The sequence below is a fragment of the Kitasatospora sp. NPDC059795 genome (assembly GCF_042732175.1).
Classification (GTDB): domain Bacteria; phylum Actinomycetota; class Actinomycetes; order Streptomycetales; family Streptomycetaceae; genus Kitasatospora.
This window is the reverse complement of record NZ_JBHWID010000028.1, coordinates 34,822-61,452: the sequence shown is the minus strand read 5'-3', so window position 1 is coordinate 61,452 and position 26,631 is coordinate 34,822. Positions and strand designations below refer to the sequence as shown.

General features: G+C 68.7%; 21 protein-coding genes and 4 pseudogenes. 5 read left to right on the top strand and 20 right to left on the bottom strand.

The window, feature by feature from the left end; genetic code table 11:
* Window positions 1–91: 91 nt before the first annotated feature.
* Window positions 92–238 carry a hypothetical protein gene (locus ACFV4P_RS33915; RefSeq protein ID WP_380477331.1) on the bottom strand — a complete coding sequence of 49 codons (147 nt, stop codon included), beginning with the start codon at window positions 236–238 and terminating at the stop codon, window positions 92–94.
* On the bottom strand, window positions 235–399 hold the full coding sequence (locus ACFV4P_RS33910) for a hypothetical protein (RefSeq protein WP_380477330.1): 165 nt from the start codon (window positions 397–399) through the stop codon (window positions 235–237). The genes ACFV4P_RS33915 and ACFV4P_RS33910 overlap by 4 nt, the downstream gene beginning before the upstream one ends.
* 968 nt (window positions 400–1,367) lie before the next feature.
* Between ACFV4P_RS33910 and ACFV4P_RS33905 the strand changes: the two genes are divergently transcribed.
* Window positions 1,368–3,098 carry an AIPR family protein gene (locus tag ACFV4P_RS33905; protein ID WP_380477329.1) on the top strand — a complete coding sequence of 577 codons (1,731 nt, stop codon included), beginning with the start codon at window positions 1,368–1,370 and terminating at the stop codon, window positions 3,096–3,098.
* 165 nt (window positions 3,099–3,263) lie between these two features.
* Here ACFV4P_RS33905 and ACFV4P_RS33900 read toward each other — a convergent pair.
* The 4 genes and pseudogenes from ACFV4P_RS33900 to ACFV4P_RS33885 all read right to left on the bottom strand — a co-directional run.
* Window positions 3,264–3,674, bottom strand: a pseudogene (locus tag ACFV4P_RS33900) (NUDIX hydrolase).
* Window positions 3,667–4,306: pseudogene (locus ACFV4P_RS33895) on the bottom strand (NUDIX hydrolase). The pseudogenes ACFV4P_RS33900 and ACFV4P_RS33895 overlap by 8 nt, the downstream one beginning before the upstream one ends.
* 34 nt (window positions 4,307–4,340) lie before the next feature.
* The gene (locus ACFV4P_RS33890) at window positions 4,341–4,874 is read right to left on the bottom strand and encodes a flavoprotein (RefSeq protein WP_380477328.1); all 534 of its coding nucleotides are present in this window, start codon (window positions 4,872–4,874) and stop codon (window positions 4,341–4,343) included.
* Window positions 4,871–5,353, bottom strand: a pseudogene (locus ACFV4P_RS33885) (transcriptional regulator); the annotation flags it as partial. The gene ACFV4P_RS33890 and the pseudogene ACFV4P_RS33885, both read right to left, overlap by 4 nt.
* A 392-nt stretch (window positions 5,354–5,745) precedes the next feature.
* On the opposite strand from ACFV4P_RS33885, the gene ACFV4P_RS33880 reads away from it, so the two are divergent.
* Together ACFV4P_RS33880 and ACFV4P_RS33875 are read left to right on the top strand one after the other, a co-directional pair.
* Window positions 5,746–7,305, top strand: a complete 1,560-nt coding sequence (locus tag ACFV4P_RS33880; protein WP_380477327.1) for a Scr1 family TA system antitoxin-like transcriptional regulator — start codon at window positions 5,746–5,748, stop codon at window positions 7,303–7,305.
* Window positions 7,306–8,609: 1,304 nt separating this feature from the next.
* On the top strand, window positions 8,610–9,668 hold the full coding sequence (locus tag ACFV4P_RS33875; RefSeq protein ID WP_380477334.1) for a homoserine kinase: 1,059 nt from the start codon (window positions 8,610–8,612) through the stop codon (window positions 9,666–9,668).
* On the opposite strand, the gene ACFV4P_RS33870 is transcribed toward ACFV4P_RS33875, so the two are convergent.
* From ACFV4P_RS33870 to ACFV4P_RS33835, 8 genes are all read right to left on the bottom strand, one after another.
* Window positions 9,658–10,869 carry a DegT/DnrJ/EryC1/StrS family aminotransferase gene (locus ACFV4P_RS33870; protein WP_380477326.1) on the bottom strand — a complete coding sequence of 404 codons (1,212 nt, stop codon included), beginning with the start codon at window positions 10,867–10,869 and terminating at the stop codon, window positions 9,658–9,660. The genes ACFV4P_RS33875 and ACFV4P_RS33870 overlap by 11 nt on opposite strands.
* A gap of 32 nt (window positions 10,870–10,901) precedes the next feature.
* Window positions 10,902–11,870 (bottom strand): phosphotransferase family protein, encoded by a 969-nt coding sequence (locus ACFV4P_RS33865; RefSeq protein WP_380477325.1) that lies wholly within the window; start codon window positions 11,868–11,870, stop codon window positions 10,902–10,904.
* The gene (locus tag ACFV4P_RS33860) at window positions 11,857–12,825 is read right to left on the bottom strand and encodes a Gfo/Idh/MocA family protein (RefSeq protein WP_380477324.1); all 969 of its coding nucleotides are present in this window, start codon (window positions 12,823–12,825) and stop codon (window positions 11,857–11,859) included. Before ACFV4P_RS33860 ends, ACFV4P_RS33865 begins: the two co-directional genes overlap by 14 nt.
* The gene (locus ACFV4P_RS33855) at window positions 12,822–13,466 is read right to left on the bottom strand and encodes an AAA family ATPase (RefSeq protein ID WP_380477323.1); all 645 of its coding nucleotides are present in this window, start codon (window positions 13,464–13,466) and stop codon (window positions 12,822–12,824) included. The genes ACFV4P_RS33860 and ACFV4P_RS33855 overlap by 4 nt, the downstream gene beginning before the upstream one ends.
* The gene (locus ACFV4P_RS33850) at window positions 13,463–15,013 is read right to left on the bottom strand and encodes a glycosyltransferase (protein WP_380477322.1); all 1,551 of its coding nucleotides are present in this window, start codon (window positions 15,011–15,013) and stop codon (window positions 13,463–13,465) included. The genes ACFV4P_RS33855 and ACFV4P_RS33850 overlap by 4 nt, the downstream gene beginning before the upstream one ends.
* On the bottom strand, window positions 15,010–15,888 hold the full coding sequence (locus ACFV4P_RS33845) for a glycosyltransferase family 8 protein (RefSeq protein WP_380477321.1): 879 nt from the start codon (window positions 15,886–15,888) through the stop codon (window positions 15,010–15,012). Before ACFV4P_RS33845 ends, ACFV4P_RS33850 begins: the two co-directional genes overlap by 4 nt.
* Entirely contained in the window at window positions 15,885–16,925 is a 1,041-nt protein-coding gene (locus tag ACFV4P_RS33840; RefSeq protein WP_380477320.1) for a UDP-glucuronic acid decarboxylase family protein, read from the bottom strand. Before ACFV4P_RS33840 ends, ACFV4P_RS33845 begins: the two co-directional genes overlap by 4 nt.
* Before the next feature lie 74 nt (window positions 16,926–16,999).
* Window positions 17,000–17,215 carry a hypothetical protein gene (locus tag ACFV4P_RS33835; RefSeq protein WP_380477319.1) on the bottom strand — a complete coding sequence of 72 codons (216 nt, stop codon included), beginning with the start codon at window positions 17,213–17,215 and terminating at the stop codon, window positions 17,000–17,002.
* 159 nt (window positions 17,216–17,374) lie between these two features.
* Here ACFV4P_RS33835 and ACFV4P_RS33830 point away from each other — a divergent pair, with 159 nt between their 5' ends.
* Entirely contained in the window at window positions 17,375–18,721 is a 1,347-nt protein-coding gene (locus tag ACFV4P_RS33830; RefSeq protein WP_380477318.1) for a transcriptional regulator, read from the top strand.
* 129 nt (window positions 18,722–18,850) lie between these two features.
* Here the strand turns inward: ACFV4P_RS33830 and ACFV4P_RS33825 are convergent, their stop codons facing one another.
* From ACFV4P_RS33825 to ACFV4P_RS33800, 6 genes and pseudogenes are all read right to left on the bottom strand, one after another.
* Complete coding sequence (locus ACFV4P_RS33825) at window positions 18,851–19,162, bottom strand: hypothetical protein (protein WP_380477317.1); 312 nt, start codon at window positions 19,160–19,162, stop codon at window positions 18,851–18,853.
* A gap of 128 nt (window positions 19,163–19,290) precedes the next feature.
* Window positions 19,291–20,043 (bottom strand): ParB N-terminal domain-containing protein, encoded by a 753-nt coding sequence (locus tag ACFV4P_RS33820; RefSeq protein ID WP_380477316.1) that lies wholly within the window; start codon window positions 20,041–20,043, stop codon window positions 19,291–19,293.
* Window positions 20,044–20,129: 86 nt separating this feature from the next.
* Window positions 20,130–21,872 (bottom strand): relaxase/mobilization nuclease domain-containing protein, encoded by a 1,743-nt coding sequence (locus ACFV4P_RS33815; protein WP_380477315.1) that lies wholly within the window; start codon window positions 21,870–21,872, stop codon window positions 20,130–20,132.
* Complete coding sequence (locus ACFV4P_RS33810; protein ID WP_380477314.1) at window positions 21,862–22,527, bottom strand: DUF1778 domain-containing protein; 666 nt, start codon at window positions 22,525–22,527, stop codon at window positions 21,862–21,864. The genes ACFV4P_RS33815 and ACFV4P_RS33810 overlap by 11 nt, the downstream gene beginning before the upstream one ends.
* Window positions 22,528–22,978: 451 nt before the next feature.
* A complete protein-coding gene (locus ACFV4P_RS33805) occupies window positions 22,979–23,767 on the bottom strand; it encodes a DUF2637 domain-containing protein (RefSeq protein ID WP_380477313.1) in 789 nt (262 codons plus the stop codon).
* Window positions 23,768–24,181: 414 nt separating this feature from the next.
* Window positions 24,182–25,305: pseudogene (locus ACFV4P_RS33800) on the bottom strand (DUF3631 domain-containing protein).
* A 587-nt stretch (window positions 25,306–25,892) separates the two neighbouring features.
* Here ACFV4P_RS33800 and ACFV4P_RS33795 point away from each other — a divergent pair.
* Entirely contained in the window at window positions 25,893–26,411 is a 519-nt protein-coding gene (locus ACFV4P_RS33795) for a helix-turn-helix domain-containing protein (protein ID WP_380477312.1), read from the top strand.
* Window positions 26,412–26,631 lie beyond the last annotated feature (220 nt).

Here is a 26,631-nt window from a genome sequence, read left to right as displayed (position 1 = left end):
TGACCTCGGCGATCTGGCACAACGACCGGACCGGTCAGCCAGTCATGCGCTCGCTGACCGCCTACGACCACTAACCCTTCGCATCATTCATCTAGTACTGCAGCGGCGCTTGCAGGTGGTGGGGATGGCCGCGTCGCCGCCCGAGTGCCGACATCGCGTATCCGGCCGGCGTGGCGAGGCGGGCGTTGTGGCTGTCCGGCAGCACGCCGTCGAGGTCGAAGAGAACGGCGCGCCTCACGCGGCATCACCGGCCTGCGGCACCGGTAGGGCTGCCTCCGTGAGCAGGGAGTGAAGGGTGATCCGGTGTTCGGCCAGCGGCTGTCGACCGCCGAGCGGGCGTTCCAGGATGCACATCGCGTCGGTGATCGGGGACCCGGCCATCCACAACGTCCGTGCCATGGTGAGAAGTTGACTGCCGAACGCACGACGTCGTCGACCAGGACGGCACGACGGCCGGTGATGTCGACTCCCTCGATCTGCCGGCGGGACCCCTGGTTGGGACGGGTCGACGTGGCCCAAAGCGCCAACTGAGGCCACGAGACGACGAAGGCCCCGACCGCTGAGCGGTCGGGGCCTTCGCTTGCCCTGGCGGGTGGAGACGGAGGATGCGAGATTCGAACTCGTGAGGGGTTGCCCCCAACACGCTTTCCAATTCTCCCGAACCCCGTCCGCCGGGGTTCACACCCGTCCTGACCTGCGGAGGAACGAACCGCTGGACGGTGGGTGAACCCGGCCGGACGGGGGTGAATGAGACCAGAACTGAGACCACGGTATCCGGTTCCAACAGCACAACCGGTCGATCTGCGTGCCCTGTCAGCTATCCGTGCCTGTGGGGTGCAGAGGCGAGGCGTAGACGAGGTGGACGATCCGTCCTGGCTCGTTGACGAGGTAGCGCACGCGCCCGCCGGCGGTCACCTCGCACTCCCAGCGCGGCAGTTCGTCTCAGCCGGGAGCGAGGGTGGCGAGGCGGCCCCGGATCGCGCTGTGGGCCACTGCGTTGTTGCCGCGCTGCTTCGATCGGTGTGGGCGGCTGTGCAGTCGGTGGTCGACGTGGTGCGCTCTTGACGAGCCTTACTGACCAAGTTCGCATTGTCTTGGTTCTTCGACCCGGAGCAGTGTGTCGGACTGATGATCCAGTGGGTCCTTGGCATGGAGTCCGTTGACGCCACTGAGGGCAGGGCCGGTGCGCACACATGCACCTGGCTTGCACTGGCCCTGACAAAGTCCTCTGGCTCGCCCCGTCACCTCAAGTATGCAATTCAGCAAAGCTGTAGGTCTTGGTCGGCGACTTGCCCTACCCTGCTTCCGACAAGACGTAACGCCTGCCGAGGCGGGCCCAGTTGGCTCAGACGGGCAAGGAGCATCAGGTGGCAGCAGGTCAGACGAATTCTCGCACCCTGCTCATGAAGATCTTCGAGAGCTGGCATGATGAGAATATCCCAGACTGCTCGCCAGATACGGCCTTCGAAATTTTTGCATCGGAGCTCGCCCTTCGTTCATATGGCCTCGGGCTTGAGAATATTCAGGATGGGATCGTAGGGTCCGGCCAGGACGGCGGGATCGACTCCATTTTTACGTTCTGGGACGATAACCTCCTGGACGAAGATTCGGAGATCTTCTCCGATAGCAAGAAGCCTAGCGAGTTTTCGCAAGAGCGGCTTCTGGAGCTCTGGGTACTCCAGGCCAAGCGCAGCCCGTCATTCGAGGAAGTCGCGCTGGACAAGCTGGAAAATACGCTTCGCCGGGTCCTGGATTTGAATCAGGATATGGATGGACTTAAGGGGCTTTATAACGAAAGCCTTCTCGCGCGAATCGACCTATTCCGAAAGTCGTGGGAAAAGCTTCTAGTCCGTCGCCCAAAAATCTCAGTACGTATTGTCTATGCGACCCCGGGTGATCGGCAGGGAGTCAGTCCCCAGGTTCTGATAAAGCAGAATCTTCTGCAGCAGGCTGTCGCTGACCTGCTCCCTCCTGGGGCGACGGTTGATTGCTCACTTTCAGGGGATCGTGAACTTCTCGCACGGTACAATGAAAAGCCAACTTATTCTCTGCCTATGAGGTTTCAGGAGAATGCGACCAGTGGAAACTCGCATGTTGCACTAGTCACTCTCTCGGACTACTTCAATCTGATCGCCGATGAGAATCGGAAGCTTCGGCGCCATCTGTTTGATTGGAATGTTCGCGACTACCAGGGGCCTGTCACAGTTAACCAGGAGATTAGGAGGACACTCGAAAACGAGCAGAGCCCCGAGTTCTGGTGGCTCAATAATGGCGTCACTATCATCTGCAGCGAGGCTACCACTGGCGGCAAGACCTATTCGCTGACGGATATTCAAATCGTCAACGGCCTTCAAACAAGCCACACCATTTACGAGGCCCTGCGGGATCATCCGAATGCCGATATTGGCGACCGTATGATTCTGGTACGCATCATTTCGACGACCGACCGCAAGACGCGCGACCAAGTGATTCGCGCAACTAATCGCCAGACGCCCGTTAATGAGGCCTCTCTCCGCGCAACGGATGAAATTCAGCGAAATATTGAAGACTATTTCCTGGTTAACGGCTGGTACTATGATCGCCGGAAGAACTTCTATAAGAATGAAGGTAAGGATCCTGCCAAGATCATTGGAATTCCCCTGCTCGGCCAAGCCCTGACGGCTATGGGGCTCTGTCGCCCCGATAAGGCCAGAGGGAAGCCCTCTTCTTTGCTTAAGAATGATGACGACTACACCTCGGTCTTCAATTCCGGCGTCAACCTTAGTGTTTTTCTCTGGGCTGCAAGGACTCAGCGAACTGTTGACGTATTCCTGCACTCGGAGAGCGCTAGCGCTACGCAGGCGCAACGGAACAACCTGAAGTTCCACCTCGCCATGCTTGTGGCGGTCGAACTGGTAGGCAAGAGAATCTACAGGCCGCAGCAGCTGGAAATAGTCGCCAGCGAGAACGCAGAGCTGGGGGAATCATTTCTCGCCGACCGCCTGGACCTACTGAAGGAGTTCACAACCTCTTTTGTTGGGGGTGGAAATACGACCCTGGAGAAGGCTGCAAAGAATCAGCAGTTTACTCAGTACATCCTAGCGCAGCTCGGGGTCTAGGTTAGGGGTTGAGATCCAAGCTGCCCTAATACCAGTTGGCGGGCCTGCCGGACGGACAGGGCCGGGGCTCTGGCCAATCAAAACCGCGCCAGCGACGGATAGTATGGCGTATTTTCCTGGCTTCTGAACTTGATTGGGTGATGTCGGAGCCGCAATGCGGTTGTTTCAGGGCGACAGCTTGGCGTCCAGGTAGGTCTGCACGGGCTCGAACAAGCCGTATGGAACGAACTGGGCGATCTGGTCGCGCGTTACCCACGTCAGCTCCGCCAATTCTTCGGTGTCGACCACTGTGGCCGTGCCGCCCAACACCACGCAGGCGGCGTACGACATCTGTCGGCCGGTCTTGGGGTGCACGCGCTTGCCGAGCAGCTGCGCGGCCTTCAATGTCAGCCCGACCTCCTCGGCGGTTTCGCGGACGGCGGCTGCTTCGGGCGATTCGCGGGCCTCGATCTCGCCGGCCGGGAACTGCTACGACAACTCGCTTTCGGCGATGCGGCGTTGGACCATCAGGACGCGGCCGTCCTGGACCACGATGGCGGCGGCGATGCCCGGCTTGGTGCTGGTCGGCTCAGTCATTCTGCGGCTCCTCCAGGGTGGCCAGGACGGGCGGGAAGAGCGTATCGATGGGGATGAACCGGGGCACGGCGTTTCGCGGAACCCACATCACGTCGACGTTCTCGATCGTGTCCTGGTTGCGGGCTTCGCCGGCCAGGTACTCGGCGAGGTAGTACTGGCGCCACACCCCGGTGGCCGGGTGGAGGCGGCCGCCGAGGTCTTCGCGGATCGCGCAGTGGATGCCGGTCTCGGCGAGCGTCTCGCGGACGGCCGCGGAGGCCGGGTTGCCGCCCGGCTTCACCACACCCGCCGGGAACTGCCAACGGATGCCGGCGGGTTCGTCGTCTCGGCGGCAGACGAGCAGTACCTCAGGCCCTCGGCTCACCACCGCGATGGCGACCCACAGAGCCTGGCGGCCGGGCTCAGCGGTCAGGAGCGTGAACCGCTTCTGTGCGGCGGGTGGTGCCGTCTACAGGGCCTGGTCGAGCAGTTGGTGCTTCTCTCGGTGCGGGGAACCAGCTCGGGGCTCTGGTGCCGGCTGGCGACCGTCCGCAGCCCGTTCCCAGCCGGGCGGCGAACGCCTCGTTGGTGTCCCGCAGGGCCTCTTGGAGCCGACAGGCGGACCTGCCCGTCCAGTTCACGACCACGTCCACCTTTGTGTTCCTCCCCCCGGAACCTGCTGGTCGGTTATGCCGTGGTCTTCGCTTCGAGCACCGGACGCAACAGGCGCAGCGGGGTGCTCCAGTCGTACTGGGCGCGTCCGCCGCCGGCTTTAGGCTTGTGCGGCACGTAGTCGCCGAACAGCACGCCCATCGCCTTCAGTCGCTCCACGTTGGCCGCGTAGGCGGGGTGGGCGGAGTTGACGTACGGCTGCGCGGCCACGGGAATGCCCAGGCCGTAGGACTCGGTGAGGATGCCCAGCAGCAGGGTGTCGGCGTGGCCGTCGGCCCACTTGTTGATCGTGTTGAAGGCGGCGGGCGCGACGGCGATGGCGTCGGCCGGCGGCAACGACGCGGGTATGCCGGGTGTGCGCCAGGCCGAGCGGATCGGGTGGCCGGTCTGCTCCTCGATCCCCGCCCGGTCGATGAATCCCATGGCGTTCGGGGTGGCTACGACGCCGACCCGCCAACCTTCCTCCTGGGCCGCCGAGATGAGCTTTCCCACGTCGTCGGCGATGCCGGAGGCACAGACGGCGACATACAGGAAGGGCTGGCTGGTCAAGGTCGGACTCCCAACTCGCGGCTGAACCGGTGTAGCTCGGGCAGGGCGCCGCGGCGGTCGCGGGCTGCCATGTCGGTGACCAGCTCCCGGATGTCCGGACGGCGCCGGATGTCCTCGGCCGCGTGCCGTTCGGCGATGCGCAGGGCGCGGTAGCCCTCGGACAGTTTGCCCTGCTGGTTGAAGGCCCGGGCCAGGTCCGCCCACAGCGCAGCCTGCCGCCCGGGAGCGGGGATGCGGCGGTTGATCAGGGGTCGGGCGGTGTCGATGGCCGCGCCGGCGTCGATGGCCGCGGCGGCCGACACCCGGCGCAGAGCGACGTTGGTCGGGCTGAAGTTCGCCCAGGCATCGGGGTGGTCGCGGTCGACGTAGCGGGCCACTTCGTCGGCCTGGTCCAGCAGTTCGGCGGTGGTGGAGCGGTCGCCGCCGGTGCTGGCTGCCGGCACTCCGCGCAGCAGCATCAGGCCGAACGCGGCGAGGTCGCCCTGGTTGTAAGAACTGCGGCTGGCGATTGCCTGCAGGCGCTCGAACGGCAAGCCCAGAACCTCGTTCGAAGCGATCAGTCAGCCAGTTCGAAGCTGATCGAAGATCAGAAAGAACATCCCCAAGGCCACCGGATAGCTGCAGGCCGCCCACACGACCGCTCTACGGCGACCTTCACCCAACCATCGGGCCACCGCGAAGGCCCCGACACTCACGAAGCCTGCAAGACACAAAGCCAGCAGAGTTCGGAGAAGCGCGATGGCAGATAACAAGTCAGCCTCCAGAAAAGTAACCTGAGCACGTGGCATCGACTCGACAACGTGTTGCGTGTTGCGAGGCAAGTCGAGAGTAGGGGTGCCCGAAGGCCCATGTCGAGCCAGGAGGACGAGGATTGGGACAGCAGCGGGCTCGCGACAGTGACCAGACCCCGCTCTCGGAGTTCGCCGAGGAGCTTCGAGCGCTTCAGAGGGCCGCGCGCCTCACGCCGGCAGAGACTCACAAGATCACCGGCGTTCCGCTATCGACGATCTACGCGGCGCTTGCCGGCTCCCGGCTCCCGTCCGAGAGGGTCGTAGCGACCCTGACAGAGGCCTGGCATGGGGACCGCCAGAGCTGGATCACTCTGCGCCGGGAGACGGAGGCTGAGCTTCGGACCGGGGGCAGGGGTTCGGAGGTTTCGGACGGAGTTAGCCAGGCTGATGGTGCAGCCCATCAGGGGTCGGCTGATGTCCGACAGTTTCCAGGCGGCCTATCAGGTTACCTCGCATTTCTGTCCAGGAGCTCCGGCATTTCTATCCGCGAGCTTGCGAGGAAATCCGGGGTTAACGCCTCGACGGTCAGTCGAGCCATTTCGGGAGAGACGCTCCCGAAATGGAGCCTGGTTCAGTCTATCTCTACTTCTTTGGGCTTGGGTGATAGCGAGCTAGAATCAATGAGGCGACTCTGGCTTGCGGCGACGCGCACAGCCGAACGGCCAGGGCGCGGGCGCGGCGGGAGTAAGATCGATGAATACCTCGCACAGACCTCGAACATCGAGTCCCACTGCTCGAACATGGCACCTATCGGGCGTTCCCTGCCTGCCTTGGTTGGCAGCCCGACGGCGGCGGCCATCACTTTGGGGAATCGCCTTCGCAGGATGCGCGGCAACATGACCCAGGGCGCCATTTCCAGAAGCCTAATGATTTCCGCCTCCAAGCTGAGTCGCATGGAGAGTGGGCTGGCCATTCCAAGCTCAGAGATGATCGAATTCCTGACGCGCCACTATCGTATCCCTGGGGCCGAGCGAGAGGAGCTTCATCGCCTGCGAGCGGAAGCTGAGGCCCCTGAGTGGTGGAGCGAGCGCAGCGAGAGGCCTCCTGGTGCACTATCCCGTCTATTTTCTCTTGAGGTCATGGCGGAGCAAGTGTTGGTCTGTGGCGGCAGAGCTATTCCGGGACTACTCCAGACAGAGGGGTACTGCAGGGCGCTCTCAGGGAAAGTGGCGATCTGCGGCAATGGGAGAGAAATTTCTTCACTGATGGAGCTCCGGGCCGAGCGGCAACGCAGATTTTTTGCTGCGAACATCAGGTCGGCATTTATGATCGATGAGAGTGCCTTGTATCGGGAGGTCGGGGGTGACGTACAGATGAAGGAGCAGCTTGAGTATTTGATTGAACTCGCGTCGATTCCCTGCATCAACATCCGCATCGTTCCGATGTATCGGGAGTTTCCGATGGCTATTGACTCGCTCACCCACTTGGCGTTCCGGTCTGTCGATCTTCCGGAGGTGATATATAGCGAAGGTGTCAGGACTGTAGAGCATGTCTTGGCCGATCGCTCACGTTGGGGGGATATCGAGCCGCATAGGGAGATAATGTCCGAGATCGTTTCGTCAGCGGCAGGTGAGGCGAGGAGCGCGGATATTCTTATTTCAGCGCGAGATCATTTCGATCGCCCCCCGGAGTTGCGGTAGATGGCGATGCAGTCAACCTACTCCGGGAGGGCGATTGGATGGTCGAGGCGATCAGGTGCCCAGACCCGGGATGCTGCCGGACTGCTCCTCCGTCCAGGGGCAACGACTGTTTGACGTCCTGGTGCTGGCCCCTCTCGTGAGAGGGGCCAGCACGCGCCTCGGTCGTGGGCGCTGCTGCCCGGACGCCCGTCGAGCAGGCTCGTGACGGCTAAGCGAGCCGAGAGATCCGGGCGATGACAGGGCGGCAAGCACAACCACGGAACGACGAAGGGCCCGACCGCATTGGCGGATTCCAGGAGTCGTTGCAACACCGTGGTGAGTTGATCAAGCCGCGATTAGGTGTCCTCCACTGCACCAGTCCACGCCGTTGAGGCAGCGCGCACCCGAGTGCCGTGCCGGCTGAACGGGCTCCGCCCGGCGATCCGGCGGTGTGTCGGATCGACCTCGACGGTGCCAAAGCCCGGATGCCAGAGCGGGGCTGGGGCAGTGGACCAGTCGGGGGCCACCGGGCGTGCAACTTGAGGTGCGTCCTTTCCGAGGCCATGGTTCTCGCCTCTGCAGATGCAGTCACACTCGCTGTCCGGTGCCGCGTCTGCACAACTGGTCGAGCCGCATAGCGCGGGTCCGGCACCAGGGTGGTGCCAGCACAGCCTGGGAGCGCATGGGGTCTGGAGATACCAGTCGAGGCATACGACGGCACCAGTCAACTCACGGTCCAGGACCGCGAGCATGACGGGAACGGCGTCCTCCAACATGGTGATGGCGCTCCAGAAGGACACAGGCGGCGCATAACCGGAGATCATTTTCTGGTACCCAAAAGCGAAGGCTCGCGCCGCCGCGTGGTCGCTGACGGCGCACATGTCCGCACTCACGCCGAACGGGCGCTTGTCCCCAATGACCCAGGAGTCGTCGGACAGATGAGCCCATCGACTGCCTGCGGTGTCGCAGCAGACCTCGCCGCCGCCGATTTCGCTCCACTCGCGAACCATGCCGATGAGAACGGCCGCTGTGTCGCGCCCGTCAGCGAGCTTTCGCTGTTCGGAGGGCACCTTTGCGAGGACAGCGCGGAGCAGGTCCTCACTACGCTGGGCTGCAGGCTTTTGGGAACGTGACTCGCCGCGTGACGTCTTCAATCGGCACCTCTCGTGAGAACGTGCAGTACCACGGGACCGGACCGATCCTGCTCGCTGAGTGACGTTCGCAAACAGGTACTGTGTCGACCTTCTGCATAGTCCTCGTCTCGGTTGACGTTGAGGTCGAACTCCGCACCTCAGCAGGCCAACTCCGCTAGCCTGGCTTGGGTGATGGAAGCGACTGGCAACGTCCCAAGCGGCTCGCGTTACGGCGAGATTGCGCAGGATCTGGCCATACTCGGCGAGGCCTTTGGGGTTGGCGAGGTCCAGGAGTGCCGCTTCCTGTCGGCTGGCCTGATGAACGGGAACTGGCGGCTGCACACGGCCGAAGGGCTGTTCGCCTTGAAGCGGATCATGGACGTGCCGCTGCCGCTCGCCCGCCGGAACTTGGCGGTGCTGGCCGAGCTGGCTGGTACGGGTGTCGCGGTCGCCCGGCCGCTGCTCACCTCCGATGGTGAGACGGTGGTGGAGATCGCGGATCGTGGATACTGCCTGATTCCCTGGACGGAGGGCAGCCACCAGCCCGGGACCGCGCTCACCTTGGACCAGGCGGCGGGCCTCGGAGTCCTGCTCGGCCAGATCCACCAGAGCTTGAACGACGTGCGGACCGCTCGCCTGCTGCCCCCTGGACCGCAGCAGATGACCGCCATGGTGACGACGCCGGCTGCGGCGCACGTTGAGGCGGACCGTTTCCTGGCGCTGATCGCCGCTTTGGGGAGTCCGACGGCCTTCGACGCTGCGGCAGCGGAAGCGCTGAGCGAGCGCAAGGTGCTCCTCGACAAGTACGCCAGCGAGCGACCCACCACCGAGGTGGCACTCGGCCCCGTGGGTTGGACGCACGGCGACGTGCAGCACCGCAACGTGCTGTGGCGCGACGGCAAGATCGCCGGAGTGATCGACTGGGACCGCATCCGCGTGCGCCCCTTCGGTGAGGAGGTCGCCCGCACCGCCACCGTGCAGTTCGGCGGTGAGGACGGTTTCCTCGACCTGGAGCGGACCACCGCGTTCGTGGCCGGCTACCGGTCGGTGGTGCCGATCCCGGTGCCGGCCCTGGCGGACGCGGTGGAGCGGCTGTGGTGGAAGCGCATGTCGGACTACTGGCAGCTGGTCTTCCACTACGACCGCGGCGACCACTCCTGCGACCACCTGTTCCTGCCCGCCGAGCGGTTCCTGGCCTGGTGGACCGAGCGGCGCGAGGTGGTGCAGGAGGCGTTCGCGGCTATGCCGTGACCAGCGTGCGGATCAGCACGGTGGCGAGGGCTTCGGCGACCTGCTCCATGTAGTCCGGGGCCGAGATCTGCGGCACCTTCAGCACCACCATCTGCCGCAACGCCCGGTAGTAGTTGGGCAGTTCGTCCTGGGTCGGCGGCCGGTAGGGGCTGTGGGCCAGGTGCGGCCAGAAGCGGGCGGCCAGTTCGGGGTGCTGGAAGAGCGGTGCCTGTGTCCAGTCCTCGTACAGGGAGCGGACGGGGACGCCGGCGGCCTTGAATCGGCGGCCGAGTTCCGCCGGGTCCGGCACGCGGACGCTGATCGTCAGCGGGGTGCCGTACCAGCCGCGCACCGACAGCTCGCCGATCTCCGGCCAGGCAACAGGCACGTCGTACTCCTCCAGGGCCTTGCGGAGGACGGCGAGGTTCTGTTCGGCGGCCAGCATCCGGTCAGGCAGCGAGCGCAGCTGTTGGCGGGCGATGACGGCGGACACGGCGGGCATCCGGTACTTGTAGGCGGCGCCGGTGGTGGCGAACGGCAGCAGGTCGGGCAGGGTGAGCTCGGCGGCCAGACGAGCGGGGTGGTGGCCGAGGGTGAGGGCCCGCTCGTACACCTGGCGGTCCATGGTGGTCAGGATGCCGCCCTCACCGCCGGAGACGGACTTGGACTCCTGGAGGCTGAAGCACCCGGCCGCGCCCCAGGAGCCGACCGGACGGCCCTGGTAGAGAGCTCCGTGGGCGTGCGAGCAGTCCTCGACGACCGGCAGGTCGGTGGCGGCGGCGGCGAGCTGGTCCATGCGGGCGGGGACGCCCCAGGCGTGAGTGGCGAGGACCGCCGAGCAGATGCCGGCCGCTTCGGCGACGGCGGTCGCGGCGATGTTCGGGCTGTCCGGCTCGATGTCGCAGAAGACGGGGTAGCTGCCGGCCTGGAAGACCGCGGTGAGGGCGGAGACCCAGGTCATCGGGGAGACGGCGACGCCGGTATCGGAGTCGGCGCCGACCGCGTGGAGGGCGGCGTGCAGTGAAGCGGTGCCGGAGTTGAACGACAGCGCGTGGCGGGTGCCGGTGAGGCGGGCGAAGGCGGCTTCGAGGGCGTTGGTGGCCGGGCCTCGGTTGATCTCGGACAGGTGACCGTCGTCGAGGAGCTTGAGGACGGCGTCCTTCTCGGCCTGCCCGTACTTGGGCTCGCGGGGGAACGGGAGGGTGACGGCGGGCTCGTTCACGGGTGTCCTTCCGGGCAAGGGGCTGGGCGGGGTTACGGGCGGCGGCGCGCGGCGGAGCGGGCGTCGGGGGTGATGCGCGGTACGGCGGAGAGGTGGCTGTGGTCGAGGTCGTCGAGGTCGGCCTGGAGCTGGGCGGCCCGCAGCCGGACCATGTCGTGGTCGTCGCAGGAGGCGTGGAAGTGCAGCAGCGAGGAGGCGATGCGGAGGCGGAACAGGACCAGCGGCAGCAGGCGGTCGGCGGGCAGTGGGCCGTCGAAGTAGCCGCCGAGCAGGGCTGTGGTCATCGGGGCCGGTTCGCGCAGCGACCAGCCGGCGAGTTCGGCCAGCGGGTCGCCGCCGCGTGCGCTCTCCAGGTCGACGACGCCGGTGATCTGCCGATCGTCGGTGAAGACGTGTCGGCCGACCCAGTCGCCGTGCAGGAGCCGGGGCGGGCCTTGGGGCAGGCGGCCCGAGCCGACGTCGAGGATGAAGCGGGTGCGGTGCAGCAGCGCGGGCAGGTCGAGGCCGTCGAGGCTCGGGACTTTGCGGGGTGCGAGGTTGAGGAACCAGCCCTGGATGGTGGCGTGTTGGCCGATGCCGTGGCCGTCGAGCTGGCCGAAGCTGCCGACTTCGATGCTGTGCAGACGCCGGAGCGTCTCGCCCGCGCGGGCTGCCGCGTCCAGGTCCTGCGGGGTGGGCGGCTCCGCCTCGATCGGGCGGCCGGGGCAGCGGGTCTCGACGCACGCTTCCCGGCTGTGCCAGCGGATCTCGGCGGCAGGGATACCGGCCTCGCGCATGCGGGCCGAGGCCCAGGCAGCGGTCGGGTAGCGGAAGAGGCTGCCCGCGCGGCGGACCTTGACGACCAACTGGTGGCCGTCGCGGGTGGTGGCCGCGAAGGGGATGCTGTCCGTCCCGGACCTGAGCGGGGTGAAGTGCACGTCGGTGGCGTCGAAGCCCGCCGCGGCGAGTGCGTCGACCAACAGGGGGTGCGGGCGGCTGATCACGGTGTCAGGGGCGGGCATCGGGAACCTCCGGCACGGGAACGGAGAATCGGTGGGCGGCCGAGGCCAGAGCGGCGTCCAGCAGGGCGATCGAGGCGAGGTTGTCGGCGGCGGGCACCGGCAGGGGGCCGTCCTGGTGGAGGGCGTCGACCATGGCGGTGATGCACCGCTGGTAGGCCGGCGGCCCGGCCTCGGGCCCGCTTCGTGCCCGGTTGGGGTCCGGGGCCCAGCGGGCAGCGAAGCCCTGTCCCTCGACGCGCCAGTCGCCGCCGGCGTCGGTCCGCAGGGCCGGGTCGACGATGTAGCCGCCGCGGTAGGTGAACAGGGAGCCGTCGACGAAGTGGATGGTGATCACGGCGATCGAGCTGTGGGCCGCGAGGAAGCCGGTCGCCGTCTCGGTGCAGGTGACCTCGGTGGGCGGTGCGGCGATCAGCGCGCGGACCTGGTCGAAGGCGTGGACAGCGAGGTCCGTGGTGACGGGCAGGTGCTGGTCGGTGCGGAAGCCGGGGCCGGGCAGGGCGACCAGGGTGTCGGCGGTGACGGCGAATGGCGCTCGTCCTTCCGAGCGGACCGTGTCGGGGAACGCGAGGAAGTCCGGGTCGGCGCCCCGGTTGTGCATGACGGCCAGCAGCAGGCCGCGCTCGCGGGCGAGGTGGGCGAGGTCGAGGGCGTCGGGCAGGTTCAGGGCCAGCGGCTTCTCGGTCAGGACGTGCCGGCCCTGGGCGAGCGCCGAACGGCTGACGGCGTAGTGGAGTTCGGGCGGGGTGAGGTTGACGACGATGTCGGCCTCGGCGTGTGCGAGCGCCTCGGTGAGCGTCGTGGCGCAGGCCGGGCTCAGCCCGTAGCGGGCGGCGAGCGCCTGGGCGGCCAGCTGGTTGGGGTCGACGAGGGCGGTGATCTCGATGCGTCCGTCGGCGAGCAGGGAACGGACCCAGCGGCTGGCGATGGCCCCGCAGCCGATGATCGCGGCCTTCACGATGCCTCCTTCAGTGGGTGCGTCCCGAGGGCCGGACTGGTCCGGTGCTGGGCGGGCCGGTGGCGCTGGACGTGGTCGAGGGCACGGGTGGTGAGGTCGTCGAGCGAGCCGCTGGTGGCGTCGAGCAGGACGACGGCCGGGGCGAGCGGGTGGACGAGGTAGGCGTTGAAGTGCTCGCTGAAGTGCCGGTCGTAGAAGAGCGTCGGCATGCCCTTGCGCAGGCGGGCCCGGCGGGCGAGCACGTCCGGGTCGGCGGTGAGCACGATCGTCAGATCGGGCATCGCCACCGGCCGGCTGGTGACCAGGCTCCGGGCCTGGTCGTCGCAGTCGAATCCGTTCATCCGGCCGACGGCGTGGGCGTGGGCGAGCAGGGTGTCCACGGTGCGGTCGAGGATGACGTCCCGGCCCTCGGCGAGAGCCTGCCTGGTGCGGGCGAGCCGCAGGTCCTCGATGTCCAGGAACTGGGCGATGTTGGCCAGTTGGTGGTCGGCGGTGAACGGCTCGGGGGCCGGCAGCCGGGTGGGGTCGGGGCTGGCGTGGTAGTAGCAGGGGACGATGGCGGGCCGGTTGAGGTGGGTGGCGAGCCGGGCGGCCAGCGTGGTCTTGCCGACGCAGCTGACGCCTTCGATGCCGAGGATCACGCGAACTCCCTGTCCGTGGTGGTGGATGGGGTGGTGCGGCGGTTGCTCTTGGGTGCGAGCACGGTGTGCTGGGTGCCGGTGACCGCCCAGCGGCCGAGGGCGGTCAGCGGGCCGACGCTCTTGAGTAGGAGCCCGGCCAGCGTCTCCGCGCTCCGTACGGCGGTCTCCCGCGCCGTCAGGGGTCGGCCTTCGGCTGCGGCGAGAGCGCGGGCCGGTGCGATGGTGGCCGCCCAGAGTGCCGTTGCGGCCGCCGCCCGGACGGGCAGGCGCGTGCGGGGCCCGAGTGAGAGGGCCAGACAGGCGGCTGTTGCGGGCGAGACCAGCAGCCAGGCCGTGCCTCGGTAGGCGCCGATGGTCAGGGCCGCCGCGTGGTCGAGGCGGCTGCCGTGGCCTTCGGCGTGCCAGCGGGCGGCGCACTTCGGGTAGTCGAGGTAGCTCTGGAACCAGCGCTCGCTCTGGGACAGCAGTTCGCTCAGGTGCTCGGCCGCCGGCACGGTGGTGGTGAAGGGCAGGCTCTCCACTGGGATGCCGCCCAGGGTGAGCCGGTAGCCGAAGGCGACGTCGTCGAGCACGGTGAAGGTGGGCAGCCCGCCGACCGCACGGAAGACGTCCGCGCGGACGAGCAGGCCGTGGCCGACAGTCTGGGCCAGCCCCGGCAGGCCACGGATCGTGTTCGGACGACGGGCAACGCCGGCGTACCAGCGAAGGTTGGGGATTTCGCGTCGCAGCGTCCACAGGGTCTGTGCCCGGGCAGCGCCCCGGCACAGTCCTCGCTCCCACCAGCTGTCGGCCGCACCCTGGGTGGCGAAGCGGGCCGACTGCTGGACGACGTGGGGAAGCTCGCCGTCCTGGGCCCGCTTGCTGGCCAGGAACTGGGCGGTCTGCTCCAGCAGCTCACGGTTCGGACGGGAGTCCACGTCGTAGACGGCGATGTACTCCTGGCCCGCGTCGACGGTGGCGAGTTGTTCGACCGCAGCGTTGACCTGCGCGGCCTTACGCCCGTCGCCCTCGTAGTGGATGTGCCGGACCATCGGGTCGGACGCCGTCCGGAGGGCGAGTTCTGCCGTGATGACGTCCGCCGTGGTGGGGAAGCCGGACAGCACTTCGGCGGCCACCGCGTCGGGCAGGGAGCCTTCGCCGGTGCTGGTCAGGGCCTCGGCGAGGGCGGTCAGTTCGTCGTTGCTCAGCTGCGGGAAGCGTTCCACGGTGAGGTCGGTTGCCGTCACCCCCGTGAGTCGGGCCGCGAGGTGCCGGCGCTCGTGCTCCTCGCGTGCCGTGGATACCAGCGTCAGTGTCGAGCCGGGGAAACCGCGCAGAAGCGGAACGAACCACGCCAGCGCCGCGCTGATCTGCTGTTGCTCTCGCAGCACCGGGATAACGACGTGCAGCACCATCGGCTCCGCCACCGCCGCCCGGGTCCCCGGCTGGTCGGCCCAGGCCAGCGTTCGGCGGACCTGGCGGTGCCCGTTCAGGTTGCGCGCGGCCACTGCGACGGCGATCCACCAAGTGGTGCTTCGCCACAGCGACTTGCGCTCTCGCGTGCTCACTCGGCGCCGCCATTGGTGACGTAGTCGTGGAACAGGCGGTAGGTGTCCCGGAGTTGGCCGGCCGGGTAGGTGTCCTGCCAGGGCTTGTCGGGCCCGGCGAAGTGCACGAGGGCGGCGGTCTCCTCGTCCTGGAGGAGCCGGGAGAGCGGGCTGTCGGCCTCGGCGTAGTGGATGAAGCCGGGCTGGGCGGCCTGCGGGGACATCGCGAAGGTATTCCAACGCCGTTCCATCCGCTGCCAGTTGTCGTCGACGGCCCAGTTCAGGGCGTCCTGGTCCCAGAAGCGGACCTTGTCGGGGTGTTCGGCCAGGAACTGCCGGGAGCGGTCGAAGATGCCGAGTTGCCGGCAGCGGTCGAGGTCGATGAGCATGACGCCGCTGTTGAAGTAGTCCCGGCCGTACGGGACTCCGAGCTCCTCCCAGCCCGGCAGCTGGATGCCGCGGCCGATGGCCGGGTTCTGCGGGTCGCGCACCGCGCCGATCGGGTGCCCGTGGAGGGACTGCCGCAGCAGCGGGCGGAGGTCGCCGAGTACCAGGGTGTCGGCGTCCAGGTACAGCACCCGTCGCTCGTCAGGGATGACCTCGGGGATGGCCAGGCGCACGTAGACGGCGCCGCTCACCCAGTCGGAGACCGGGTAGCGCGGGTCGGTCACAGGTGCCGGCCGCAGTTCGGTGTGCAGGCCGGTACGGTCGGCGTCACGCAGGATCGCCTTCCTGTTGGCATCGCTGATCTGCTGGTCCTGGACGATCAGGCGGAGCTCACCGATCGCGCTGGGATGGGCGGCGACGATCGAGCGCATCAGCGTCCGCAGCGGGCGGGCGTAGCCGTCGTCGACCCCGCAGACGATCGCGGGCAGCGGACGCGAGGTGGTGTTCACGAAGCGGTCCTTCCAGTGGCTACGACCTGGGCGGGGAAGTGCTTCGCGGCCCAGTCGAGGGTCTGACGCAGGCCGTCGCGCAGGTGGGTGGAGGGCTCCCAGCCGAGGTGGCTGCGGGCAGTGGTGATGTCGGGGCAGCGGCGCTTGGGGTCGTCGGCGGGCAGCGGGACGAAGGTGATGGCAGAGCCGGAGCCGGTCATCGTCCGGATCTCCTCGGCGAGTTGGAGCATGGTGATCTCGTGGGGGTTGCCGACGTTCACCGGCGCGGAGTAGTCCGCGGTGGCGGCGGCGAGGAGGCCCTCGACGGTGTCGGACACGAAGCACAGCGAGCGGGTCTGGCTGCCGTCGCCGGCCACGGTGATCGGTTCCCCGGCCAGCGCCTGCTGGATGAAGGCGGGCACCGCGCGACCGTCGTCGGCGCGCATCCTCGGACCGTAGGTATTGAAGATCCGCACGATGCGGGTGCGGGTGCCGCCGGTGCGGTGGAAGCACGAGGTCAGGGCCTCGGCGTACCGCTTGGCCTCGTCGTAGACGCTGCGCGGCCCGACCGGGTTGACGTTGCCCCAGTACTCCTCGGTCTGCGGGTGAACGAGCGGGTCACCGTACACCTCGGAGGTCGAGGCCAGCAGGAACCGGGCCCGCTTGGCGCCAGCCAGCTCAAGGGCGTTGAGCGTGCCCATCGCGCCGACCTTCAGGGTGGCCAGCGGGTAGCGGGCGTAGTCCAGCGGCGAGGCGGGCGAGGCGAGGTGGAAGACGAAGTCCACCGGGCCGGCCACCATGAAGTGCCGGGTCACGTCGTAGGCCTGGAACCGGAAGCGGTCGGCCGAGCGCAGGTGCGAGAGGTTGTCGAGGCGGCCGGTCAGCAGGTTGTCGACGCCGACCACGTTCGCGCCGAGGTCCAGCAGCCGCTCGCACAGGTGCGAGCCGATGAACCCGGCGGCGCCGGTGACGACGGCGGTGCGGTGGGCGAAGGCATCGGGTGCGGCTGTGGCCACCGGATCCTTCGGGCGAGGCTGTTGTGCTTGCAGGCGTGGCATGGTGCGTGTCCTCCAAGTCATTGGGCAGGCAACGGGGTTCGCGACGGCCGGTGCGGCGGCGCGCGGCCCGGGCGTCAGGCGAGCGGGTCGCGATCGGGAAGGGCCCGCGCGGGCGGTGCCGCGACCGGGTGATCGGCGCTCAGCTGGTGATCGGCGGCGATCCCGAGAACTGCGAGCGTGATGATGTGGCCCAGGCCCCACAGCACGGTGAGTGCCCTCGCCACCGGGTCGCGGTGTTCGCCGCGATGCCTGCCCCCATGGGCCTGGTACGGGTTGTCGACCGTGTTCACGGCTCTCCCTCATTCGGCTTCGGGGTCGGGCGGCCGCTACAGCGTCGCCGCGCGGCACCGCAGCTCGGAACGTTTCTGGGGGGTTTCTGCTCGATGCGGCTTGCGCTACAGCGGGTAGCACTACGCTCACCAACAGGTCCTGAATCGCCGGGGGTTGAGATGGGCTCAGACGTTCTGCCAGTCCACCCGTTGACCCACCTGATGCGGCTGCGCGGCTGGGGAAAGATCCAGTTCGCGCGCATGATGTGTGACCACGGAGCCACGCTGAAGATCCCGTTGGCGACCAACCGGACACTGGTGTGGAAGTGGGAGCAGGGCCAGGAGCCCGAGCCGGACGCGCAGTACGTTCTGGCCGACCTACTGGGCGTCAACCCCCGTACGCTGAATGCCAATCCGTGGCCAAGGTGGCTCCCGGTCTGGGAGGTGACCGGCATCACGGCGCCGTGGACGAAGGCCGGTACCGTGGACGTACTGGTGGAACTGGTCAGGAGTGGTCACATGGATCGGCGGGGCTTTCTCACCATCACCGGGGCCGCGATGGCCACGGTCGCCGCGAGCTGGGCGGCCGCATCGCCAGCCTTCGCCTCCGCCCTGAACGGCGACCAGGTAACCGACTCCATGGTCGGCACCCTCGAAGCCCGCGTTGCCACCCTCCAGACCCTGGACGCGCAGATGGGCGGCGCCCGCCTCATCGAGCAGGCCCGCGGTGACCTCGCCATCATCACGACCCTGCTCAAGCAGGGCCGCCACACCGAAGCCGTCGAAGCCCGCCTGCTCGGGCTGGCCGCCCAGGTCAACTACATCGCCGGCTGGATGGCCTACGACAGCGGCCTGCGTTCAGCAGGCCAGCAGTACTACCTGGGTGCTCTCCGCGCCGCCAAGACCATCGGTGACGATGCCCTCGGAGGCTTCCTGCTCGCCGAGATGGGCGTCCACCTCTCCGACAACGACGACCCCGCCGAACGCGTCGCCCAGGTCGAAACCGCCCTCGCCAACACTCCCACGACGATGCAGCCCGGCGTCCGCAGCTACCTCGAACTTCACCACGCCGAGAGCCTGTCCCGCGACGGCCAGCACCAGAAGGCCGGCTCCGCCCTCAACCGCGCCCACGACCTGTGGGCCCGGAACAGCGGCGACCGTCTCCCGAACTGGCTCTCCTGGTACGGCGACGCCCAACTCAGCTCCACCGAAGGCAAGATCATGCTCCGCGCTGGCCAGGTCGACCGCGCCACCAGCGCTCTCGCCTCCTCCATCGACCACGCCGTCCCCCGCGACCAGGCCGTCCGCGCCGGCCGCCTCGCCACCGCCCGCCTCGCCGGCAAGGACCTCGACGGCGCCCTTGACGCCGCCAACCGCGGCCTCGGGCTCCTCGAAACCCAGGTCCACTCCATGCGCGCCGTCAACCGCCTCACCAAGTTCGACGGCTACCTCAAGCCGTACGGCGACGAGCCCGCCGTCGCCGAGTTCCGCGAGCGCCTGCGTGCGCTGCCTGCGATGGCTGTCTGACTTGTAGGTTCCGCAGTTCGGGAGCGGGTGTGGTCGAACTCAGACAGCACCCGCTCCGGCCGCGAAGGCGTGGCCATGCCCCGGGGGGATCGGCTTGACGCCGATCCCCCTGCTCGTTCTTGTGGGCAGTCAGTTCCACGTGGTGCCGGCGAGCAGGCCGTCGAAGCCCAGCGCTCTCATGCCGTCGTCGAAGCTTTCCCACTCGTGTTCGGGCTCGGTGAAGTGCAGGTCGAAGTACGCGCGGGTGAGGTCGGGCTCTTCCCACTCGTGCGCGCAGCGGCAGCGGACGAAGACGTGGTCGCGGACGTTGAGGAGGAGCCAGTCGCGGCGGGCGTGGCAGCGGGCGCAGGTGATGGGGATGCCGCGGGCGTCGAGTTCGCCGGAGTGGGGGACGGCTCGGACGACGGGGCGGTGGTCGGGGTTGGGGTTGGGGTTGGTCAAGTGGTGTCCTTCGGCCGGTGACGGGTTCAGCGACACCACAAGACGTACGGCGGCCGGTGGTGTTCCCGGCCGCCGCAGATGACATCAAACCGACATCACACCAGGTGAGTTGGCTCGGCTTTGGGTGGTCAGGCGGCCTGTTCCGATGCGCGGAACTCGGCTTCGCCTGCGATGAGACGGGTGACGAGCGCGCGGTGGTCGGTGGCGAAGCCGTCGAGGACTTGGAGGGTGTGGAGGCTGTCGGGCTCGTGGGCGAGCTCTTGGAGGACGTCCCACCGTTCGACGATGGCGGTCAGGCGCTGCTGGTCGCGGCGGACGGCTGCCTGCCGCTGGCCGAGTTCCTTGGTGGCGGCGTCGAGAGTGAGTTCGCCTTCGGTGACCCGGCTGGCCAGGTCGGGGGTGTGGGCGCGGAGGTGGCCGAACGTGGCCTGGACGGCGGCGGCCTCGGCCTTGCGCTCGCGCACGATGCCGGCGGCGGCGTCGAGGGAGAGCTTGCCGTCGCGGACCCGTTCGGCGAGTTCGGGCGCTTCCCGGAGGACGGTGTTGGCGAGGGAGAGGCGGGAGCGGCTGACGTCGTGGAGCTTGGCGTGGGTGCGCAGGGAGTGTCCCGAGAGTGAAAGCACCATCGCCTGGACCATGGCGCGCTGGCCTGCGTTGATGTGCCGTCGACGGACGTTGGACAGCCAGATGTACGCGGTCTGGTCGGTGCCCTCGTAGGTGGTGAAGCGGGGTTCGACGCTGGCGCGTTCGCAGGCGGCGAGGCGGTTGCGGCCGTCGAGGAGGACGCCCTCGGGGCCGAGGACGATGGGCATCTGCAGGCCATGTGCCTTGATGTCCTCGGCGAGGTCGTGCAGCTCGTCCTCGGCGAGCATCGGGAACATGTCGGCGACAGGGTGGATCTTCAGGAGGGTCTCCTTAGTCGGGTCGGGTGAGAGGGCCGACTGGTAGCAGCCGGTTTCTGCGGTGGTCAGCGGTGGTGGGTGAGGCCTTGGGCGGGTCGGTGGCCGGTCGGTGCGGCCGGAGCCGTGGACGCGGGTGCGGTGGGGCGGCTGCCGGTGCGGGTGCGGGCGGTGTGGGCGCGTTGGGAGGCGCGGTCGGCGGTGGCGTTGCGCAGGCGCCAGAGGAGGACTTCGGCGGGGCGGTCGGCGGTGGTCAGCTCCCTTTCTCGGGCGGCCTCGGCAAGGGCACGGTGGGGTGGTTGGCCGGAGCTCTCGGCCTGGGCGAGCGCGGTGGCGAGGGCGGGCCAGGAGGGGTCGGCGAGGATGCGCTCGGCGTGGTCGGGGACGGCGGCGTGGACCTGGGCGGCGTAGCGGTCAGTGGTCTTGGGGGTGGGGGTGCGGCGGGTGAGATCGGTGATGACGGGTTCGGCGGCCTGCCGGTGGGCGGTGCGGAGGTGGACGAGCGCCTGCTGGGCGGCTGCGGCCTGCTGTTGGTGGCCTCGGCCCTGGTGCCAGTGGGCAATGGCGAGCAGGACGAACACGGCGGTAGACAGCAGCGCGGCCGCGGCCCCGTCCCTGCCCGAGCCGCCGGTGTAGAGGAGTTCCTTGGCGGCCGTACGCAGGGAGGCGGCCTGCTGGTGCTCGGCGCGGATGCGGGAGCGGTTTGCCCGGTTGAACGCGGTTGCGGCGGACCGGAGTTCGGAGCGGACGTGAGTGGGGGCGGTGAGGGCGACGGTGTGGAGGAGTTCACCGAACGCGGCGGTCTGCGCCTGGACGACGCTGTCCGGCTCGCTGTCTACCTCCTCGTCGGTGTGGTGCTGACTGGGGAAGGCGAAGCGGACGGTGTCGCGCAGCGCCGTATCGGCCTGCCGCCACCGGTCCGACTCGATGGTGCGGGGCGTTGGTGCGGTGGGCTGGGTGGTGAAGCGTTCGCGGAGACGGTTGATGGACAGGTCGGGGGCGAGCGTGGAGCCGCCGAAGTGGATGGGTTCGCCCTGGGCGTTGAGGTCGCCGGGGCGGGCGAGGCTGTAGCCGAGGACGTCGCCCGTCTCGGGTCCGATGCGGTAGCGGATGTGGATGCCGAGGGCAGCGAGGGTGGAGAAGTACTCCTGTTCGTTGCGTGAGGTGGCGGCGACGGCCTGGGCCTGCTCCTGCAGCCACTGCTTGGCGGTCTGCCGGTGGCCGGAGCGCTGGGCCTTGGCCTGTTCGGCGCTGGTGGGCCTCGGTGCGGCGGTGCCGTCGCCGGAGTTGAGCTGCCGCAGGCCGAGTTCCTCCTCGATCTTGCGGCACTCGGCCTGGGCGCGCTGTCCGTCGCGCTTGTTGCGCGGTCGCCGGCCGTCCTCGCGGACGGTGGTGGCCATGATGTGGATGTGGTCGTCGGCGTGGCGGACGGCGATCCACCGGCAGCCGTGGTCGTCGCCGTCGGGCGCGATGCCGGTGGCGTGGACGATGCGGCGGGCGACCTCGCCCCACTCGGTGTCGGTGAGGTAGCGGTCGCCGGGCGCGGTGCGGACGGGGCAGTGCCACACGTGCTGCGGCACGCTCTTGCCCAGGCGGGCCTCGCGGGCGCGGACGGGCTGGTCGAGGTATTCGGCCAGTTGGTCGAGGAGCTGGTGGTGCTGATCGAGAGGCGCGCGGCCGGGGTCGGGCAGGCCGGGCATGGCGAACGCGGCGACGATGTGCGGGTCGGTGTGCTCGTCGCGCCGGCCGGGGCCGAAGAGGTAGGAGAGCAGGCCGCGGGTGCGCGAGCCGGTGGAGACGTCAGGCACCACGGCGGCCTCCGGGAAGGACGCGCTGGTAGGCGAGGCGGGCCTCGGTCGCGCAGGCACCGAGGGCGTCGAGGACGTCCATGGCGCGCTCGGGAATCTCGCCCTGGTAGATCTCGGTCATGAGCTGGTTGAGGTTGTTGCCGGCCCGGTCGATCGCCCGCTGATGGGCGCCGACCGCTTTGGTGAGTTGGTCGACGGCCTCGCGGTCGGGCAGGGGGACGAAGCCGTCGGGGCGGCCGGTGGTCATGATCTCCTGGGCGACGCTCAGGGCCGAGTCCGCGAGGAAGGCGGAACGCGAGCGTTCGAGCCTCGCTGCGGCGGTGTCGATCAGGTCCCGCTCGGCCGGTTCGACGGAGCAGGTGAGTTGAAGGGTGCGCTTGGTTCCGGAACGCGGTCGGTACATCCGGTCGGCAAGCGGAACGGCGTGCTCGTCCGCCGGAAGCGGGGCGCGGTCGAGAACCGGCACACCGAGGTGGAGGAACTGGGCGGCGGTCACGGTAGGCGCTTCGCGTACGACGTCGACAGCAGCGTCGGCGGGCTCGGAGGTGCTGGCCGGCACCGGTTCGATGTCGGGCGAGGGAATCTGGTCCTGGTCGTGGCCGCCCTCGGTCGCGACCTCCTGGTCCGGCGCGCCCTCGCGCCGGTCCTGCCCCGCCACCCCTGGGGCGGGGTCAAGCGCAAAGTCTGCGTCGCCAACGGCGATGTGGACTTTGCCCCAGCTTGCTCCGTCGTCGTGGTGACCGTGGCGGGGACGGCTTCGGACGCGCGAGACCTGGGCGGAGAGCCAACTGCGGTGGGGCTTGTCGGCATCGGTCGCGGGCGGGTCGGCGGGTGGCTGGTCGGGCTGGGTGGCGGAGTACGGGTGGGTCACGGTGGTCTCGGATTCACTGTCGGGACGGGTGGGTCGAGCCGGTCGAACGGGTGGCGGGAGTGAAGTGCGGAGTGCGGTACGGCGGGGGTGCCGGAATCACGGTGCGGGCGGCGGGTGGACCACGTGTTCCGGTTCGCCCGGTGCGCCGTTCCGGAACCGCACCGGTTGCGGCAAGGACGGCGGCTCGCCCGATCCGGAAGGGGCCCGGGTCGGGCGAGCGGTGCCGATGCGGGGCGAGTCAGGCCGCGGTCGGCTGGGGCTGGCCGGTGCCGGCCTGCTCGTTCTTGAACTGTCGGAGCAGGAGGCTGACGCGGTCGTTGGAGGCGGACATGCCGGCTTCGCGCAGCGCGGTCCTGATCACGGTGTGGGTGGGGCCGTGTTCCTCGACGGCGGGCCGGGCGATCTCGGCCAGGTCGTCGAGGCTGGCCGCCGGCCTGCGACCGGTGCGCCTGGGCTCGACGGTCGGCTCCGAATCAACGACCGGCTCCGGCTCTGCGGCCGGAGGCTCGTCCTCGACGGCGGTGTCGACCGTGTCGGCCAGGACCGGATGTTGGCCGGGGCCTGCCTCGGTTGGTCGGTCCGTGCGGGTGAGGGTGGGCGGGGTGTGGAGGAGGCTCAGGAGGTCGGGGCCGACGACGCCCCAGCCGAGGAGGAGGACGGGGGCGACGGTGTCCAGGACGGCGCGGCCGTAGTGCGCGGCGAGGACGGGTTCGGCGGTGTTGAGGGCGAGGGTGAGCATCCCGCACAGGTGCATCAGGCGGGTGGCGGGGCGAAGTCGGCGGGGGTCGGTGCCGGTGGCGGCGAGGTGGTGCAGGGCGACCAGGAGGCCGACGACGGAGAGGTCGACCATGGGGGCGATCAGCGGCGCGACGGGGCGGGGGACGCCGAGGCGCAGGGCCAGGGTCCAGACGTTGCCGAAGGAGAACGCGAAGGCGAGTACGGCGATGACCGCCATGACGAGGGTGATCAAGGTGCGGACGAAGGTGCCGTAGCCGGTCGGGCGGGTGGCCGGCGAGCTGGTGGGCATGCGGAGCGGGGTCCTTGCGGTGGAGAGGTGGTCGCGGGACTGCCGTCTTTGCCGTCTTGCCGTCCTGGGGCCCCTCCCCGGGGCCGGCGGCGGGCGCGGCTTCAGGGAGGAGCGTTCAGGTTCGGGACGGTCGCGTCATCCGTCTCGGGACGCTTACCCGTCCCAGCCGGACGGCGTGTGACCTGCAGTTTTACGGCAGGGACGGCTGGGACGGCACAAGACGGGTGTGGTTGCCGTCCCGGCCGGGTCCGCCGCTCGCGCCCTGCGTCTGGGCTGCGACGAGCGGGGACGTCTGCCGTCCTGGTGCGGGGTCGATCCGTCTTGGCGCGGTGTTCCGTCTCGGTGGCGGCTGCGGTGACCTGCAGTGTTACGGCTGGGACGGCAGGGACGGCATTTCGGGGAGGGTAGGGCCGGTCAGGCTCTGCTGCCCGCCCCGGCGGTGCTCACGGGGTGGACGGCGGGGCAGTAGCGTCGCCAGGCGTCGAGGAACTTGTGGCGCAGGTAGCCCTTGCGCTGGGTTCCGTCGGGCATGCGGACGTTGCCGGAGGAGATGCCGAACTCGCGGAGCATCGCGCCGAGGCCGCGCGGACTCAGCCCACCCCGGCCGGTCTCCGCCCAGGGGGCTTCGGGGTCGGCGTTGAGAGTGAACAGCAGTTGGTCGGTGGCGATGCTGTCGGGCTCCCCGACAGCGTGGAAGATCCGGCGGATGTCGGCGAGGATCCGCGCGCCGCCCGGGTTGTCCTCCTCGGTCTGCGCCTCGGCGGCGACCATCCGGCGGCACGCCTGGCGGGCGCGGCGGGGCCAGGGGCCTCCGGCGAGGTCGGCGATGATCACCAGGGGTTCCCAGGTGTCGGCGGCCCGGTCCTCCACCGCATCGCGGGCTCCAGGTGCAGGGCCCGGTCGGCGAGCGGTGCGCTCCAGCGGGCGATCCGGTCCCGGACTTCGTGCAGCGCGGGGCTGTCGCGCTTGGTCCGGTACGGCGCGACCTTCTCGCCGTCCGCGCGGCGGCGCATCCGGATCACGATCGACCGGTCCATGATCGTGTCGGGCAGGTCGCCGATGCCAGCGATGGCCGCCATGGCGAAGGTGTGGAACTTGCGCGGGGTGTGGTCGTTGCCGACGACCCGCAGCACGTAGCGGTCGCGCTGGTGTCCGGCGTTGAGGAGGCCGCGCATCTCCTCGTTCTTCTCCGCCATTTTGGGGCTGCCGAAGATCGTGTCCGCCTCGTCCACCAGCAGGGTCGGCGGCTCCTCGGTGATCGAGCGGAACACCGCCGCCGGCGTCGAGTTCACCGTCAGCACCGGCTGGTGAACCGTCTCGGTCAGCACATCCAGCAGCCGCGACTTGCCGCACCGCTTCGCCGGGCCGACCACCGCCAGGCGCGGGGCGTGCTGCCACGACCCCTGCAGGTGGGTCGCGGCCACCCACAGCGTCGCCGCGTCCAGGGCCTCCTCGGACGGCAGGATCACGAACCTGGCGATCAGGTCCTTCAGCTGGCCGAGCACCTCGGAGCCCTCGCTCGCCTCCGCATCCGGCATCAGGTCGATCCCGTCCACGGCGACGGGGACAGCAGGCTCCGCCTCGGCGGACTCCTGTCCACAGGCCGTGGGCGGTACAGGTGGCGGCGCGACAAGGTGGGCCCCGGGCTCGCCGGGCCTTGCGACCGGCGGCCAGGCAGACGCGGAAGGAGCTGTGGGCGGGAGGTGGGAGGCAGTACCCTCGGTCATGGCGATTCCTCACTCTGCGGCTCCGGGGGGCAAACCCGGTCCGCCGTAGATCGACTGTCCTGGGATGGGCGGTGGAGAGGTTTTCGATCAGCCCCCGGTGTTCGTAGCGCCGGGGGCTTCGCGTTTTCTGTCGGGACATGCGGGCCGCCTCGCGGCCCGTTCAACCTTCCTCCGGTTGGGATCTTCATGCTGACATCGGCATTGTATGCGCGTTCGGCGACTCCGAGTCAAGCGATTGGCGCATATTTATCTCAACCTGTACAGGCATGTGCGCAGGCAATGGCAAGATGTGGAGGTTTTGTGTCGATCTGCTCAACCGCTTGGAGGTTGCGATATTCATGTTGCTATGTTCTTAATGTCGCCCCCGCAAGCCCGACTCCAAGCGAAGGGAGGTTGGTATGGTCAACCTCATGGTGCATCGCTTCAAGCCCCTTGAGGGTGAGGCCCTCGTAGCCCACAACCTGAAGGTCCTGCGCAAGGCCGCCCGCCTCTCCCAGGAGGACGTGGCGGAGCGCATGACCCGTCTCGGCTTCAAGTTCCACCAGACCCAGGTCGCCAAGATCGAGAACGGCACTCGCCCGGTCCGCTTCGATGAAGTCATCGGTCTGGCCAAGGCGCTCAGTGTTCCTGCGGCCAACTTCATGACCGAGGCTGTGGCGGGCCCTGACGAACCGGACTACGAACTGCAGGAGGCCGGCTTCGCGCTCCAGGCTGCCCAGGTGGAGTGGAGAACCGCCCACGACATCGAGCAGGGGGCCAAGGCCCGGATGGACGAGGCCCAGCGCGCCTATGACGAGGTTGCCGCTCGTCTTGAGGCGCAGGGCATCTCGGTCACCCTCGACAACGAGCCCGAGTGGTATCCGGCTCCCAACTCGCCATGGGATCCGCTCCGCAAGCCGCCGGGCACCGGCCGGTAGCCCTGCGCGATCAGCACCTCGCCGTGATGCGGTGACCTCGCGAGCTCATCGTCGTCCGGAGGCAGCCGGAAACCTAAAAAGGGCAGGCGCGTTCGCCTGGCCAAGATCGTTTTAGGTTCCCGGCCCGGGCCGCCGTAGTGTGCCGGTCCCGCCCACCAACCCCTCCTCGCCGCCCGTCCTCAGGCGCTACGAACGCCGAAGGACACCACGCGGCCTCAAC

Coding starts and splice junctions, on each gene's coding strand:
- ACFV4P_RS33830 (WP_380477318.1), top strand. CDS start 17,375: ATGGGCTCAGACGTTCTGCCAGTCCACCCGTTGACCCACCTGATGCGG.
- ACFV4P_RS33820 (WP_380477316.1), bottom strand. CDS start 20,043: ATGTTCCCGATGCTCGCCGAGGACGAGCTGCACGACCTCGCCGAGGAC.
- ACFV4P_RS33865 (WP_380477325.1), bottom strand. CDS start 11,870: ATGCCCGCCCCTGACACCGTGATCAGCCGCCCGCACCCCCTGTTGGTC.
- ACFV4P_RS33840 (WP_380477320.1), bottom strand. CDS start 16,925: ATGCCACGCCTGCAAGCACAACAGCCTCGCCCGAAGGATCCGGTGGCC.
- ACFV4P_RS33795 (WP_380477312.1), top strand. CDS start 25,893: ATGGTCAACCTCATGGTGCATCGCTTCAAGCCCCTTGAGGGTGAGGCC.
- ACFV4P_RS33910 (WP_380477330.1), bottom strand. CDS start 399: ATGGCACGGACGTTGTGGATGGCCGGGTCCCCGATCACCGACGCGATG.
- ACFV4P_RS33875 (WP_380477334.1), top strand. CDS start 8,610: ATGGAAGCGACTGGCAACGTCCCAAGCGGCTCGCGTTACGGCGAGATT.
- ACFV4P_RS33805 (WP_380477313.1), bottom strand. CDS start 23,767: ATGCCCACCAGCTCGCCGGCCACCCGCCCGACCGGCTACGGCACCTTC.